Raw genomic sequence first — 15,351 nt, forward strand, 5'->3', positions numbered from 1 at the left:
TCTTTTCAAAAGGATTTCCACTTCCATCTGGGCTAGAGCATTCATTTTCAAAACAACTTTTCATGGAAAAATTCACACTTGAAATCCTTTTTCACATTATCGGAATTGGTTCAGCATCGGGACTCATTTACAAGGACAACAATTTATTTATCATAGGCGACAACAGCGGATTTCTATATGAATACAACATAGAATCCAAAAACCTTCAACGTCATGAAATCATAGAAAACGCAACCGAAAATATTACCAAAAGTGAAAAACCCGATTTTGAGGCCATCACTCATTTTGGTGAGAATCTTTATGTTTTTGGTTCTGGGTCAACTGTAAAAAGGAATAATATGGTTGAAATCAACACGCTTGAAAAAGAAATAAGAACAAATGACCTCACTGATTTGTATTCAGTTATGCAAAGTTTTGGCGAAATAAAACCCGAAGATTTCAATATAGAAGGCGCTATTTACACTGGTGAAGAATGGTATTTATTCAATCGCGGCAACGGAAAATCAGCTAAAAATGTATTGTTTACCATCCAAGGAAAAAACTTGGTTAACGAATTCAACATTCTTTCCAATAATTATAAATTACCAAAAATAAAAGGAGTCCGCAGTAGTTTCACAGATGCTGTTGCTCTAGATGATAAAATTTACTTTTTGTCCACTGCCGAAGACACTGATTCCACTTATAACGATGGTGAAATTCTGGGAAGTTTCATTGGTTGTATTGACACTAAAACCATGAAAATTGATTTCACCAAAAAAATCAGTGACACTCACAAATTTGAAGGACTAACAGTTTATAAAAATTCATCAGAAACAATCGAATTTCTCCTTTGTGAGGATAATGATACCGAACTATTGGAAACAAGAATCTATAAATTGAGCTTGCGTAAATAATCAATTCCAATACTCATTGTCCACAATTTGGAAACATAAAGTTAGGCACGCCGATTTTATCTTTAGAATATATTAGACCTAAAAAAAGCTGCTCAGTTAAAACAACCAAGCAGCTTTTCTTATTTTTATTTTTTTATTAGACTAAACTAATTGTGTATTAAATTCCATTCTCACACTACCGTCCTCATCAATTTTTGTCAAATTAATTTCGTGCAAAGTGTTTACTAATTCTGGATTCCAAGGTGTTTTCACTTTTATGTAATTCTCGGTAAAACCGTGAATGTAACCTTCTTTATTTTCGCTTTCAAAAAGTACAGTTCTATTAGTTCCCAACTGGCTTTCATAAAAAGCACGACGTTTTTTAACCGATAAACCTCTTAGCATTTTGCTTCGCTTTGCACGAACATTGGCTGGAACAACACCATCCATTTCGGCAGCCTCTGTATTATCACGCTCTGAATAAGTGAAAACATGTAAATACGAAATATCCATTTCATTCAGGAAATGATAGGTTTCCAAGAAATGCTCATCAGTTTCGCCGGGAAAACCAACAATAACATCCACACCAATACAGGCATGAGGCATTACTTCGCGAATCTTATTCACTCGTTCCGTATATACTTCACGCAAATAACGACGTTTCATCAATTTCAATATATCATTGCTTCCCGATTGCAACGGAATATGGAAATGCGGTACAAAAGTTCTGCTTTTCGAAACAAATTCTATTGTTTCATTTTTCAATAGATTAGGCTCAATCGAAGAAATACGCAACCTTTCAATTCCCTCCACTTCGTCTAATGCCTTAACCAATTCCAAAAAAGTATGTTCGTGTTTTTTATTCCCGAATTCCCCTTTACCATAATCTCCAATATTGACACCTGTCAGTACAATTTCTTTGATATTTTGTTTCGAGATTTCGTAAGCATTTTTTAATACATTTTCCAATTCATCACTTCTCGAAATTCCACGAGCAAGCGGAATTGTACAATAAGTACATTTATAATCACACCCATCCTGAACTTTCAAGAAGGCTCGAGTTCTATCTCCAATCGAATAACTGCCAACATAGAAATCGGCTTCGGCTATTTCACATGAATGAACTTCACCGAAATCATTTTTCGATAAATCATTGATATAATCAGCCAGTTTGAATTTCTCTGTAGCTCCAAGAACCAAATCCACTCCATCAACATTGGCCAATTCCTCTGGTTTCAGCTGTGCATAACAACCTACTGCAGCGACAAAAGCCTTATCATTCAATTTCATCGCCTTGCGCACCACTTGTTTGAATTGCTTATCTGCATTCTCTGTAACCGAACAAGTATTGATTACATACATATCAGCTACATCCTCAAAATCAACTCGATCAAAACCTTCATCTTCCAAATTACGTGCAATGGTCGATGTTTCCGAAAAATTCAGTTTGCAACCAAGCGTGTAAAAAGCAACTTTTTTTCTATTCTCCATAATTAACCTTAAATTAATGAAATCGTTGTCAAAAAATTTAAGTGCGCAAATTTACGAACAAAAATTTACACTATAAAGCTGATGATTATTTATATTCATATCATTCCCAACCTTTAGGATCAATACCGTAACATTATTATTTAAACAGACGATGTTATGTACTTTAAAAAAGCTTTATTTTTCTCTTCAAGGTTTTGTTCTTATTTATATAAATACTATTTTCACACTTCCAAAAACAATTCAACAGCACTAACTTTATCTTATACCAAATAAAGTTGCTGTGATCCATCATTCGAAATATCAAAAACTAATTATTTCAAAAAAATAATTCAGTGGAAAAGTAATAATACATGATTTTATCTGTTTAAAAATGGATTAAATTAATGACATTACATTTCTTGCATTTGATGTTTCCTTAATCTTTCAAAAAATCATATTATTAATAACAGTAAATGGGATCGCCGAAAACCATAAAGAGTAGGTCAATAATAAACAAACAAAAACTAAATGAAATCATTCTACCTCACAATCTCCCTACTATTTATTACACTTTGCTTACAAGCTCAAAATGCACCGTCAATAGCGACAAAAAATCCTTTCCCAACTATAAGTACTTTAACTGCTTGGGCAAGCTATAATTCACAAGAGAAATTCAATCTTGACATCAGAGGTCTTGGTTTCAAATTTGAAGAAAAATCAGTTGAAACGGCTTCAACTTCTTATACTTATATCAGAAAAGTTTCAGTGGATAACATCAACTATACAGACAGAATCGTTTACAGAATTGCAAATGATAACTCTGCAAGCATCATTTCATTAGTAACAGCTTCAACGGATTTGGTATCTTTTTATACTCCACAATTGGCAGGTTATAAAACAGGAAAATGTGACAACGAAATGTCAAAAGACAAGAAAACAACTTGTACTTGTTATGACAATAACAAATTCGTAATCGATGTGTGTGATGAAAGAGTAAAACTTACGATGGGTGATGGAAATAATTATTTCATTTCGGTTGCCAAAAAATAATCTAGAATTAACAAAAAAATCCGTCTCATTCAACAACGAGACGGATTTTTTATTTTACAAAAAAAGGAAAATTATAGATTTAGATTTTTCATTTCATACCAAACTTCTTCTCCTCCATCGTATTCAAAGGAATTGACATAATGCATTCCCAGTTTTTCTAGAATATTTCTTGAACCTTCATTTCGAGCATCTGCGTAAGCATAAAGTGCTTCTACTTTCATTTCATTAAAGGCAAAATCTACAAAAGCCAATCCAGCTTCGGTAGCATACCCTTTTCCCCAATGCTTTTGTATAAAACGATACCCTATCTCGTAAAAATTTTGATGATTATTGATAGATTCCTTAATTAATTTTATACCAGACCAACCAATAAATTCATTAGTTTCTTTTAGAATTACAGCCCAACGACCAGTTCCATTATCTACATATTGCTGCCTTAAACTTTCTATATATAATCTACTTTCATCAATATGCTTTACAGGCTTATTTCCTAAAAAACGATGAACTTCGGGATTCGAATCCAATTCGAACATTCCTTCATCATCTGATGGAATCATTTCCCTTAAAATCAATCTTTCGGTTTCTATATAGGATTCCATTAATTCAAAATATAACGTTTGATTACTTCGGCAACGCCATGATCATTATTCGAAGCCACAATTAAATCCGCTTTGTCTCTTAATTCAGGGGTTACATTGTCAACCCAAACACCTAAACCAGCGTATTCTACCATTGTCAAATCATTACCTGCATTTCCTACAGCAATAATTTCACTTTGATGGATAGCTAGCTTCTCGGCCAATTTTTTCAAGCTATAGGCTTTATCAATTCCTTGCTGGGCTACTTCTAAAAAGAAAGGCTTTGACATTGACACACTCAAATGTGGCATAGCCAGCTTCAAATCGTCTTCAACTGTTTTGAGATAAGAGGGCTCTTCAAGCAAAATACATTTCACAGCATTCGATTGTACAGCATCTTTGAAGCTCTCTACTTTATTATGTACCAAACCTGTAATATGTTTTTCAACATCAATGTATTCCGAATCGGTTTCACTAACAATTTCATCATTTACATAAGTAATTATATGTGTATTACTTTTCAGACTGTAATCATACAATTCATGAATTTGCTCCTTAGTTAAGGTTTGCTCAAAAATAATTTTATCTTCTTTCAGATCAGTAATTACTGCTCCATTATAAGAAAGCATAAATGAATTATAGTAGTCCATTTTCAATTCCTTGGCGTAAGCTGTCATTGCAGAAGTAGGCCTTCCAGAAGCCAAAACCACATAAACTCCCATTTCTTGGGCTTTAAAAATCATTTCCTTATTTTCATCAGATATGATATGGTCGTCGGTTAACAACGTGTCATCCATATCTAAAACAATCATTTTGTATTTCACTTCTTTCATTATATAAATTTTCAGCTAATAACTTTTCATTCAATAAATTACAATTATTATGCCATTAAAAAACCTTGACACTAATAAGTCTCAAGGTTTAAAAAAAATCCTTTATTTTAACTAGATATTCAACCTAAATTCCTCGATAACCGGATTTGCTTTTGCAAAATCAGTTTCTTGTATAAAAACCTCAACAGCTGAGTCCAAATTTGGAAAACCTGACATTCTAGCCGATTGGATATTATTTTTAACTGTAGTTTCTACTCCTGCAGCCTCTATTTTTTCCTGTAACGCCAATGCCAAAATTTCACTTCCCGAAAACACTTTCATTAATCCCATGATGCCTTTATTTTTTAAATTATTGTTATCTCAATCATTAAACTAAAAAGCACCTTGAATATTGTTCGTAATGAATCTTGCTTCCTGTCTTCTGATTTCTTTTTAAATTTTATTCTTCTTCATCACCATCAATTTCCTCATCTTCCTCTTCGAAATCGTCAACATCTGGGTTAACTGATTCTTCCTCGTATAAATCTTCTTCATCCTCATCATATTCTTCTTCAAAATCAAAAACATAAGGTTCTAATAACATTTTATCAGCCAAAATTTCAATTCGTTCGGTCAATTGGTCAGTAAAAATAATGCGTTGCGTTTTGGCAATACTATTTGAAATTCGCATGATTTTTGTTTCATGACGCAGTTTCAAAATCGGATCTGCATCATCTAGAATGAACATTCTCAATCGGTTTACATTATAACCCGCAGTAGTAAACATATCACTCAATTTATTTGGAGTCCCAATAAGAACATCAATACCTGTTGAAATGTAATTTTTATCATATTCCATATCACCTTTATCGTGAACACCATACACTCTCAGGTTGGTAAATTTTCCAAACTTTTCGAAAAGTTCTTCCATTTCAAGAACCTTAGTTTTGTCTTCAACAATAATTAAGGCTCGAGGTGATTCTTCACCTTCGCAAACCAATTGCTGAATAACATTCAGTACAATAGTTGTAGATTTTCCAGAACCTTTTGGGGAAACAACAATTGCATCTGCACCACTTTTTATAGTCGAAAAAGTTTCTTTTTGCATCTCATTCGCTTCCGTCAACCCACTATCGATTAAGGCTTCTTGCAATACTTGATTTATTTTCTTTAGTTTCATTATAAATTTTAGATTTCTGATTACAGTTTTACTGCAAATCAATTCCTAATTTGTGTTTAATTTTTATTTGCTTGCAAAAGCGGTAACATCACTTTCGGAAATTTCGTTTCCTCCAAGGATTATCAAGCGCTCTACTACATTGCGTAATTCTCTAATATTTCCTGTCCAATCATACTCTTGCAATAAACGAATGGCTTCTACCGAAAAGTGCTTTACTGCATTACCTTGTTCGCTTGCAATTTTATTTGTAAAATGCTCAATCAAAGAAGGTATATCTTCTCTCCTGTCGTTTAAGGAAGGAACTTTTATGAGAATAACCGCCAAACGATGGTATAAATCTTCCCTGAAACGGCCTTCTGCGATTTCTGTTTTTAAATCTTTATTGGTGGCTGCGATAACACGCACATCAATTTTTATATCACTGTCTGCTCCTACTCTTGTTATGATTCCTTCTTGTAAAGCTCTCAAAACTTTGGCTTGGGCTGACAAACTCATATCTCCAATTTCATCCAGAAAAATAGTTCCTTTATTGGCCACTTCAAATTTCCCTGCGCGATCTTTTACCGCCGATGTAAAGGCTCCTTTTGTGTGTCCAAACAATTCGCTTTCTATCAATTCACTTGGAATGGCAGCGCAATTCACTTCAACCATTGGAGCACTAGAACGATCACTTTTGTCATGCAATTGATGAGCAACCAATTCTTTTCCAGTTCCATTTGGACCAGTAATTAAAACTCTTGCATCAGTTTTAGCCACTTTATCAATCATGACTTTCACCAGATTGATCGATTCGCTATCCCCAACAATTTCATATTTTTTGCTAACTTTCTTCTTTAGAATTTTATTTTCAACGGCCAGTTTTTTTCTGTCTAATGCATTTCGAACAGTATTTAGCAATCTATTCAAATCAGGCGGTTTTGAGATATAGTCAAAAGCTCCAAGACGCATAGTATTGATTGCTGTCTCCATATCACCATGACCAGATATCATTACAATAGGAATTTCTGTATCAATCTTTTTTACGGCTTCGAGCAATTCAACACCATCCATTTTTGGCATTTTTATGTCACACAAAACCAAATCATAGTCGTTTTCCTTTATTTTCCCAAGCCCTATAACACCATCTTCGGCTACATCAACTTCATAAGACTCATTTTCTTCGCAAAGTATTTTGGCTAATACTCTTCTAATAGCTTCTTCGTCTTCGATAATCAGAATTTTCGACATAAATAACTTTTTTATTTTGGCTTTATAACTTAACTATTCAAATAACCTTTAATATTTCAACCATTTATACAACTCTTTCCAACTCGGCTTTTTTCCATACATCAAAATTCCAACACGGTAGATTTTGGCAGCAAACCAAACTACACCAAAAAACGTGGCGAACAACAAAGATACGGAAATTGCAATTTGCCACCACGGTACTCCAAAAGGAATACGCATTAACATTACAATTGGTGATGTCAAAGGAATCATTGAAAAAACCACGGCGATTGTTCCGTGCGGATCATTAATAACCGTAAAAAAACCAATATAAACACTAAGCATTAACGGCATTATGATAGGCAAAAGAAATTGTTGCGAATCTGTTTGATTATCAACAGCAGCTCCAATTGCGGCATAAAAAGAACTATAAAGAAAATATCCTCCGATAAAATAAACCACAAAACTAATCAAAATACTTGCGATAGGCAGACTCCATATTTCTTTGATATACATTTGGGCTGTCCCCGAAAATTCTTGCTCAGCAACATGCATCATTTCAGGAGAAACTCTGGATGTAGGCCCAATATTCACACCAAAAAATGCAGAAGCTGCAAACATTAACGACAAACCGATAATGGTCCAAATTAAAAACTGCAGTAAACCTGCCAATGAAGTTCCGATAATTTTCCCCATCATAAGTTGGAACGGTTTTACCGAAGAAATTATAATCTCTACAATACGGTTCGTTTTTTCTTCGATTACTGATCGCATAACCATATTTCCATAAATGATTATAAACATCATAATAAGGTAACCAAAAGCACCGCCTATCGCAATTTTTATTTCATTTAACCCCCTAACACTTTCTTCTCCAGAGGTCTTGCTCAAATTCAAAACCACTTGGGCTTGGGCATTTTTTATGGCCAAAGTATCCAAATGTGCTGCTTCAAGATTATTCTCAGTCAACTTATTTGCAATTATTCCCTGAGTTTTTTCGATAAAAATAATGCTTGGGCTGTCATTGGATATCAGTTCAATATTATGTTCCAAATCTTTGTTAGTATTGCTTTTTGGAACATAAAGTAAGGCTTCAAAATTTTCTTTAGCAATACTATCTTTAAGAGCTTGGACATCAATTGCAGTCAAATCCAAATATCTGTATTCACTGTCTTTATTATTTTGAGCTACAAATTCGTTGACAAACAAACCTGATTCATCATGAATTGCAATACGTTTTGTTTCGGCTTTCATAGAACTCAAATACGCTACAAAACCCGCAATCGCCACAAACAACAACGGACTTAAAAAAGTCATAACAACAAATGACTTGTTGCGGACTTTGGCAATAAACTCTCTTTTTATGATTAATGAAATAATACTCATTTATATAGATTATTCGATTTTTAGATTATTTGTTCATTCGATTGTTGGTTGGATTGTTGGATTTTTATTCGAAAAGGTATAAAAATCCAACAATTCAATTAATCTATCATGTTACTGTTTGTATAAAAATATCATTCACACTAGGGATTTTTTCGACAAAATGCATTACCTGACCGCGTTGCGTCAAAACATTTAGCAATTCGTTTGGTGTTGCATTTCCAAGTTGAATCTCCAGTTTTATTTCATCATTTAATGATTTAAAATTGGCCTGTCCCACTTTGAATTTTTGGGTAATATCAAACATCAAACCTTCAACATTGTCAGATAGGATTCCTACTTCAAAACTATTAGTCTTGAATTGTCTTTTGACATCAATCAGTTTGCCCTCTATCAGCTTATTCGATTTGTGGATAAGTGCAATATGATCACACAATTCCTCCACACTTTCCATTCTATGGGTAGAAAAAATAATAGTGGCACCATCATCTTTCAATGCCAAAATTTCGTCTTTGATGACATTGGCATTTACAGGGTCAAATCCAGAAAAAGGTTCATCAAAAATCAACAATTTTGGTTTATGTAAAACACAAACCACAAACTGGATTTTCTGTGCCATTCCTTTGGATAACTCTTGGATTTTTTTATTCCACCAACCTTGAATCCCCAAGCGGTCGAACCAATATTCCAGTTGTTTTTTAGCTTCGGCTTTGGACAATCCTTTCATTTGTGCCAAATACAAACATTGCTCGCCTACTTTCATAGAGCTATACAATCCTCTTTCTTCTGGGAGATATCCAATGTATTGTATGTGTTTGGGCTGAAGTTTTTCACCATCAAGGATGATTTCGCCACTATCGGGCATCGTAATTTGGTTGATAATTCGAATTAGTGAAGTTTTCCCTGCTCCATTTGGACCTAAAAGCCCATATATGCTTCCTTTGGGAACGGTCAATGACACTTCGTTAAGCGCTACATAATCACCATATTGCTTTACGACTTTACTTACTTCAAGTATATTACTCATGCTACTTTTTTAATTGGCGTAAAAGTAAAAAATTTCAAGCCTAATTTCTCTTAATTATACATTAAAAAACCCATCCTTAACGAATAAAGGATGGGTTTGTATTTTATTGTTTATAAAAGTTATGAAAACATATCTTTTACTTTTTCAAAAAATGATTTCTCTGATTTCTCTGGATTCGGAATAAAGTTTTCATCTGTCAACGCTTTTTCAAAAAACAGTTTTTGTTCTTTGTTTAAGGTTTTTGGAGTCCAAACATTTACGTGAACCAATAAATCTCCACTTCCGTAACCATTGATACTTGGAATACCTTTACCTTTTAATCTCAGAATTTTCCCTGATTGAATTCCTTCTTCCAGTTTGATTCTCACTTTTCCATTTACGGCATCAATATCTTTTGAAATTCCAAGAACGGCTTCTGCAAAACTAATATATAAATCGTAGTGCAAGTTTTCACCTTCACGTTTCAAGAATTCATGTTCAATTTCTTCAATAACTACAATCAAATCTCCCGGAACGCTGTTTCCTGGAGCATCGTTTCCTTTACCAGAAACTTTCAATTGCATTCCATCCACAACACCTGCAGGAATTTTTATAGAAACTGTTTCATCTTCCACAACCATTCCTTGAGAATCTGCATTACTTGGTTTTTTGTCCAAAATTTGACCAGAACCACCACAAGTAGGACAAGTTGAAGCCGATTGCATTCTACCCAAAATCGTGTTTGTAACTCTCATTACCTGACCTTGACCATTACAGGTAGAACAGGTTTTGTACGATACACCGTGAGCTTGAACTTTACGTTTTACTTTTACTTTTTTCTCAACACCATTAGCGATTTCTTCCAGAGTCAATTTTACTTTAATACGCAAATTGCTTCCTTTTACGCGACGAGGACCTCCGCCTCCGCCAAATCCACCAAAACCACCACCGAAGATATCTCCAAATTGACTAAAGATATCGTCCATATTCATTCCGCCATGACCACCACCGCCAAATCCTCCAGATCCGTCAAATGCTTGATGTCCATATTGATCGTATTTTGCTTTTTTGGCAGGATCACTCAATACTTCATATGCTTCGGCAGCCAATTTAAACTTTTCTTCTGCCTCTTTGTCGCCAGGATTCTTGTCAGGATGGTATTTCAATGCACTTTTTCTGTATGCCTTTTTAATTTCGGCAGCATCTGCACCTTTTGAAATGCCTAATATTTCGTAAAAATCTTTTTTCATAATTAAAATAAATTCCAAATAATCGAATTATAAACTCCAAATGTTCAACACATTAAAATTTATGATTTGCAATTTGATTTTTTAGTTACCAATTACCACTTTTGGGAAACGAATAATTTTATCCCCTAGTTTGTATCCTTTTTCAAGAACATCCACAATTTTCCCTTTCATCTTATCTGATGCTGCTGGAATTTGAGTAATTGCTTCAGCAAAATCAGCATCAAATGCATCTCCCGCTTTCACATCAACTTGCTCCAATCCTTTGGCAACCAATGTACCTTTCAATTTTTCGAAAATCAATTCCACACCTTTAACCAACGATTCATCTTCCGATTTGCTGATTTCAATGATCGCTCTGTCAAAATCATCTAGTACAGGTAACATTGCAAGCAATACTTCTTGATTGGCAGTTTTAAACAACTCGATTCTTTCCTTTGTAGTACGTCTTTTGTAATTTTCAAATTCAGCAAATAGTCTCAAAAACTTGTCTTTTTCTTTGGCTAAGTCTTGTGTTAATTGCTCTTCAACACTTAATTCTTCAATAATAAGTTGCTCACCATTTGCATTATTCTCTAATGTCACATCATCTATTTCTTGATCGAATTCTGTATTTTCTGTAGTCATATTACTTTTATTTTTAAAAAAATTCTTAAACATAGTTTTATTCATTAGATTCGATTGCAAAAGTACTGCCAAAACTTATAAAATGTCAAATTGTCATCTTTTTTTAAGAATAAAAATTTACCAGAGAAAACATCCTCCTTTCTTAGACAAAACTTTAATATAATTTTAAGACTATAACGTTATGGTTTTGTTTAATTTTGGGAACAGATTTTTATTCGTTCCCCCAAGGATACAACTCTAAAATATTGAAAGTAAGGTTGTTTTCTATATAATTATTAATTCACTATTGCCTTATATTAAAAAAAGCTTCGTTTCTAGTTAACGAAGCTTTTTTTTATTTTTTTAAACAGCCTTATTTTATTCGAATACTCCATTCAAAATCCATTTCGGAAACCTGCACACCTTCCTCATTGGTTCCAATAGATTTCATCCAAAATGTTTGTCCTTCGCCAGTAGCAATTGTCTTTTGAATCGCATCCTCTATCAAATGACCGTCTTTACACTCAAAAGTAATTCGACCTGTAGCTTTTTTGGAGAAATTAGATTTATTATTAGCAACAAGCATCGATATTTTCTTCCCGCTTTGTTGGATTTTAGCAATTACCATCGCTCCTGTTGTCAACTCGGCGGCCATTGCTTGAACGGCAAAATACATAGAATTAAAAGGATTTTGGTTAATCCATCTGTGTTTTACTGTGACCACACATTTATCTTTGTCTATAGATTTCACCCTAACCCCACATATAAATGCAGAAGGTAATTTGAAAAATACGAATCGATTTAATTTAGATACTGTTAATTCCATTAGGTATATTTTTTTGCTAAAATACAAAAAATACTATGCGTACATATAAAAATAAATAATTACTTTATCACACATCTTTTCCTCTTCAATAAAAAACAATTTTCTCAAATCTCTGGGCGTGCCACCACTAGAAAAAGGGGCTAAACAATAGTCACGCATATACAGCCCCTTTCTCTATTGCTGTCAGGCTATCCGCACTACTTTGGTAGCTAGCTTCTATCCTTCACGCTCACTGCACATTAACATCATAGAGTAAACCAAAGTAGCAATTTATCACTAAAAAGAAGTGTTTTTCTTTCAAAATAGATTATTTTGTTAATATTGTGTTAATATATACTACTATGCGATACAAGATACTCTCTTTTGAACATATATTTGTATAAGAAATTACTAGGTAAGTCATTTTATCAATTTCTGTCATCAATCATCAATCAAAAAACGTAATCAAAAAATCAAAAAAAATGGAAACTTCAACCGAAAGAAACTTTGCAGCATTTACACACTTGAGCACTTTTAGCCAATATATCATTCCGTTTGGGAATTATATATTTCCAATTATCCTTTGGACATCCAAAAAAGAGCAATCGGAATTTGTAGATCACAATGGTAAGCAAGCTTTGAACTTTCAATTGAGTATTTTAATTTACTCTTTGATATTGGCCATGATAGCCATTCCAATATTTTTATATACCGTTTTGAAAAACATCTCATTCAATGATTTGATAAACAACGATGAAATTATTTTAAATAATTTTGATTACGGCAACAGCATTGGAATTTTGACAGTAGGTGTTTTAACACTTTTGGTATTTGCTTGTATGAAAATAGCAGAATTCTTTTTGGTTATTTACGCTTCAATCAAAGCGTCTAATGGAGAAGAATACAGTTATCCTTTGACAATACCTTTCCTTAAATAAGGAAATCATCATGATCAAATCAATTTTAAATAAAATATAAAAAACATAATATCACAAAATTAATTAATCATTCAATCATCAATCAAAAATGAACAGTATCATCAACAAATCTAATCAACTCAAATTAAAAAATTATGAACATTGAAAACACAAAAGCCCAGATGCGTAAAGGTGTTCTTGAGTTTTGTATCTTATCAGTATTAAAAGAGAAAGACGCTTATACCTCAGAAATATTAGACACTTTGAAAAACGCTAAATTGTTGGTCGTAGAGGGAACCATTTATCCGCTCTTAACTCGATTAAAAAATGATGGATTGCTCAACTATCGTTGGGAAGAGTCTACATCGGGACCACCTAGAAAATATTACGGTTTGACTGAAATTGGACAAACCTTTTTAAAAGAACTAGATGGCACATGGACGGAATTGTCTGATGCCGTAAACCTAATAACCAACCAAAAATAATAGTCATGAACAAAACTGTAAATATAAATCTAGGCGGAATGTTCTTCCATATTGACGAAGATGCATACCAAAAATTAACACGTTATTTTGACGCCATAAAACGATCACTGTCAAAATCATCTGGACAAGAAGAAATTATCAAGGATATCGAAATGAGAGTTTCGGAATTATTGACAGAGAAACAAAAAACAGAGAAACATGTAGTTACTCTTAGAGAAGTAGACGAAGTTATTACCGTTATGGGACAACCTGAGGATTACATTATCGAAGAAGATGGTCCAAATACAACAAATAATTATAATAATTATTCTGCGCCAACAAGTTCTAGAAAACTATACCGTGATAAAGACAACGGAATGGTGGGAGGTGTATTAGCTGGACTAGGACATTATTTTGGAATTGATAAAGTTTGGTTGCGAATATTTCTTTTAATCCTAGTACTTGCTTGGGGAACTGGAGTTCTTGCTTACATTATTCTTTGGATAGTGATGCCAGAAGCTATAACTACATCCGAAAAACTAGAAATGACTGGAGAACCTGTTACAATTTCAAATATCGAAAAAAAAGTTCGTGAGGAATTTGAAAACGTTTCTGGAAAAATAAAAAATGCTGATTACGATAAATTTGGTAATCAAGTAAAAACAGGAGCCGAAAGATTAGGTAGTGGCTTTAGTGATTTTATCACGACAGTTTTCAAGATTTTCGCAAAATTCTTAGGAGTGATTCTAATAATGGGAGGCTTAACGGTATTAGTTTTACTGTTCATTGGAGTATTCACATTGGGAACTAGCGTGTCTATGGATTTTCCTTGGCAAAGTTTTATTGAAGCAGGAAATTTTACCGATTATCCAATCTGGTCTTTTGGTTTGTTAATGTTCTTAGCTGTTGGTATCCCTTTCTTTTTCATGACTTTATTAGGTTTTAAATTATTAGCTCCTAATATGAACTCTATCGGAAATATTGCAAAATATACTCTTTTAGCCCTTTGGTTGATCGCTGTTTCAATTGCAATTTCTATTGGAATAAAACAAGCCACAGCATTTGCTGTAAACGGTAGAACAGTTCAAAAAGAAACGCTGAACTTAAAACCAACAGATACACTTTTGATTAAATTCAAGCACAATGATTATTTTGCAAAGGATGTAAATGATCGAAATGAATTCATGGTTACAAAAGATTCTTTGAATAACGATATTATTTATTCTAATGATGTTCATATTAGAATTGAAAAATCAGACGAAAAATATGCGTACATTCAAATCGACAAAGAAGCAAAAGGAAAATCATTGACTGAAGCCAAAAAAAGATCGGAAGCAATTCGTTACGGATATAAAATCATCGGAAACCAATTAATTTTAGACAATTATTTTATTACAGATGCTAAAAACAAATTCCGCGATCAAGAAATTGAAATAACTTTGTACTTACCAGAGGGAACTTTGTTTAAAACAGACTCTAGCGTACAAGATTATGATTGGTCCAATGATGAATTTTTCAACCTGCACTATAGCTCAGACAACTACACTTACAAAGTAGAAGGTTCTAAAGTAAAATGTCTGGATTGTCCAGCCGATGAAAATGAACACAATGATGTAGATGAGAGTGATAATGAAAGTAATATAACTATTAATGAAAATGGTGTTACTATAGAAAGTGATTCAGTAGTAAAAACTAAAAAGAATTTTAAGGAATTAAAAATTAACAAAGACGGTATAATCATTAAAACTGAATAGC

Annotated in this window: 16 protein-coding genes; 5 read left to right on the top strand and 11 right to left on the bottom strand. The window is 33.3% G+C overall.

The window, feature by feature from the left end:
* The first annotated feature begins 62 nt into the window (after nucleotides 1-62).
* Entirely contained in the window at nucleotides 63-893 is an 831-nt protein-coding gene (locus J2W95_RS02350) for a DUF6929 family protein (protein ID WP_310003553.1), read from the top strand.
* A 141-nt stretch (nucleotides 894-1,034) separates the two neighbouring features.
* Here the strand turns inward: J2W95_RS02350 and mtaB are convergent, their stop codons facing one another.
* On the bottom strand, nucleotides 1,035-2,363 hold the full coding sequence (gene mtaB, locus J2W95_RS02355) for a tRNA (N(6)-L-threonylcarbamoyladenosine(37)-C(2))-methylthiotransferase MtaB (protein WP_310003555.1): 1,329 nt from the start codon (nucleotides 2,361-2,363) through the stop codon (nucleotides 1,035-1,037).
* Between the two features lie 507 nt (nucleotides 2,364-2,870).
* Between mtaB and J2W95_RS02360 the strand changes: the two genes are divergently transcribed.
* Complete coding sequence (locus J2W95_RS02360; protein ID WP_310003557.1) at nucleotides 2,871-3,392, top strand: hypothetical protein; 522 nt, start codon at nucleotides 2,871-2,873, stop codon at nucleotides 3,390-3,392.
* 71 nt (nucleotides 3,393-3,463) lie between these two features.
* Here J2W95_RS02360 and J2W95_RS02365 read toward each other — a convergent pair whose 3' ends face one another.
* The 10 genes from J2W95_RS02365 to J2W95_RS02410 all read right to left on the bottom strand — a co-directional run bounded on the left by J2W95_RS02365 (nucleotide 3,464) and on the right by J2W95_RS02410 (nucleotide 12,236).
* Nucleotides 3,464-3,991, bottom strand: a complete 528-nt coding sequence (locus J2W95_RS02365; protein ID WP_310003559.1) for a GNAT family N-acetyltransferase — start codon at nucleotides 3,989-3,991, stop codon at nucleotides 3,464-3,466.
* The gene (locus tag J2W95_RS02370; protein ID WP_310003561.1) at nucleotides 3,991-4,803 is read right to left on the bottom strand and encodes a Cof-type HAD-IIB family hydrolase; all 813 of its coding nucleotides are present in this window, start codon (nucleotides 4,801-4,803) and stop codon (nucleotides 3,991-3,993) included. Before J2W95_RS02370 ends, J2W95_RS02365 begins: the two co-directional genes overlap by 1 nt.
* A gap of 111 nt (nucleotides 4,804-4,914) precedes the next feature.
* Nucleotides 4,915-5,133: a putative signal transducing protein gene (locus tag J2W95_RS02375; RefSeq protein ID WP_310003562.1), complete on the bottom strand. Its 219-nt coding sequence runs from the start codon at nucleotides 5,131-5,133 to the stop codon at nucleotides 4,915-4,917.
* Nucleotides 5,134-5,242: 109 nt separating this feature from the next.
* A complete protein-coding gene (locus tag J2W95_RS02380) occupies nucleotides 5,243-5,962 on the bottom strand; it encodes a DEAD/DEAH box helicase (protein ID WP_310003564.1) in 720 nt (239 codons plus the stop codon).
* Between the two features lie 63 nt (nucleotides 5,963-6,025).
* Nucleotides 6,026-7,189 carry a sigma-54-dependent transcriptional regulator gene (locus J2W95_RS02385; RefSeq protein ID WP_310003566.1) on the bottom strand — a complete coding sequence of 388 codons (1,164 nt, stop codon included), beginning with the start codon at nucleotides 7,187-7,189 and terminating at the stop codon, nucleotides 6,026-6,028.
* 48 nt (nucleotides 7,190-7,237) lie between these two features.
* The gene (locus tag J2W95_RS02390) at nucleotides 7,238-8,554 is read right to left on the bottom strand and encodes an ABC transporter permease (protein WP_310003568.1); all 1,317 of its coding nucleotides are present in this window, start codon (nucleotides 8,552-8,554) and stop codon (nucleotides 7,238-7,240) included.
* Nucleotides 8,555-8,660: 106 nt separating this feature from the next.
* Nucleotides 8,661-9,578, bottom strand: coding sequence for an ABC transporter ATP-binding protein (locus J2W95_RS02395; protein ID WP_310003570.1), 918 nt, complete (start codon nucleotides 9,576-9,578; stop codon nucleotides 8,661-8,663).
* Nucleotides 9,579-9,697: 119 nt separating this feature from the next.
* A complete protein-coding gene (gene dnaJ, locus J2W95_RS02400; RefSeq protein ID WP_310003572.1) occupies nucleotides 9,698-10,807 on the bottom strand; it encodes a molecular chaperone DnaJ in 1,110 nt (369 codons plus the stop codon).
* 81 nt (nucleotides 10,808-10,888) lie between these two features.
* Nucleotides 10,889-11,464: a nucleotide exchange factor GrpE gene (locus J2W95_RS02405; RefSeq protein WP_409025108.1), complete on the bottom strand. Its 576-nt coding sequence runs from the start codon at nucleotides 11,462-11,464 to the stop codon at nucleotides 10,889-10,891.
* Between the two features lie 319 nt (nucleotides 11,465-11,783).
* A complete protein-coding gene (locus J2W95_RS02410; RefSeq protein ID WP_310003575.1) occupies nucleotides 11,784-12,236 on the bottom strand; it encodes a DUF4442 domain-containing protein in 453 nt (150 codons plus the stop codon).
* Between the two features lie 461 nt (nucleotides 12,237-12,697).
* Between J2W95_RS02410 and J2W95_RS02415 the strand changes: the two genes are divergently transcribed.
* The 3 genes from J2W95_RS02415 (at nucleotide 12,698) to J2W95_RS02425 (ending at nucleotide 15,350) form a co-directional block, all read left to right on the top strand.
* Nucleotides 12,698-13,153, top strand: a complete 456-nt coding sequence (locus J2W95_RS02415) for a DUF4870 domain-containing protein (protein ID WP_310003577.1) — start codon at nucleotides 12,698-12,700, stop codon at nucleotides 13,151-13,153.
* Between the two features lie 134 nt (nucleotides 13,154-13,287).
* Nucleotides 13,288-13,617 carry a PadR family transcriptional regulator gene (locus J2W95_RS02420; protein WP_035640831.1) on the top strand — a complete coding sequence of 110 codons (330 nt, stop codon included), beginning with the start codon at nucleotides 13,288-13,290 and terminating at the stop codon, nucleotides 13,615-13,617.
* Between the two features lie 5 nt (nucleotides 13,618-13,622).
* Nucleotides 13,623-15,350 (top strand): PspC domain-containing protein, encoded by a 1,728-nt coding sequence (locus J2W95_RS02425; RefSeq protein WP_310003581.1) that lies wholly within the window; start codon nucleotides 13,623-13,625, stop codon nucleotides 15,348-15,350.
* The last annotated feature ends 1 nt before the right edge of the window (nucleotide 15,351 follow it).

The sequence above is a fragment of the Flavobacterium granuli genome, assembly GCF_031456055.1.
In the GTDB taxonomy this organism is placed as follows: domain Bacteria; phylum Bacteroidota; class Bacteroidia; order Flavobacteriales; family Flavobacteriaceae; genus Flavobacterium; species Flavobacterium granuli_A.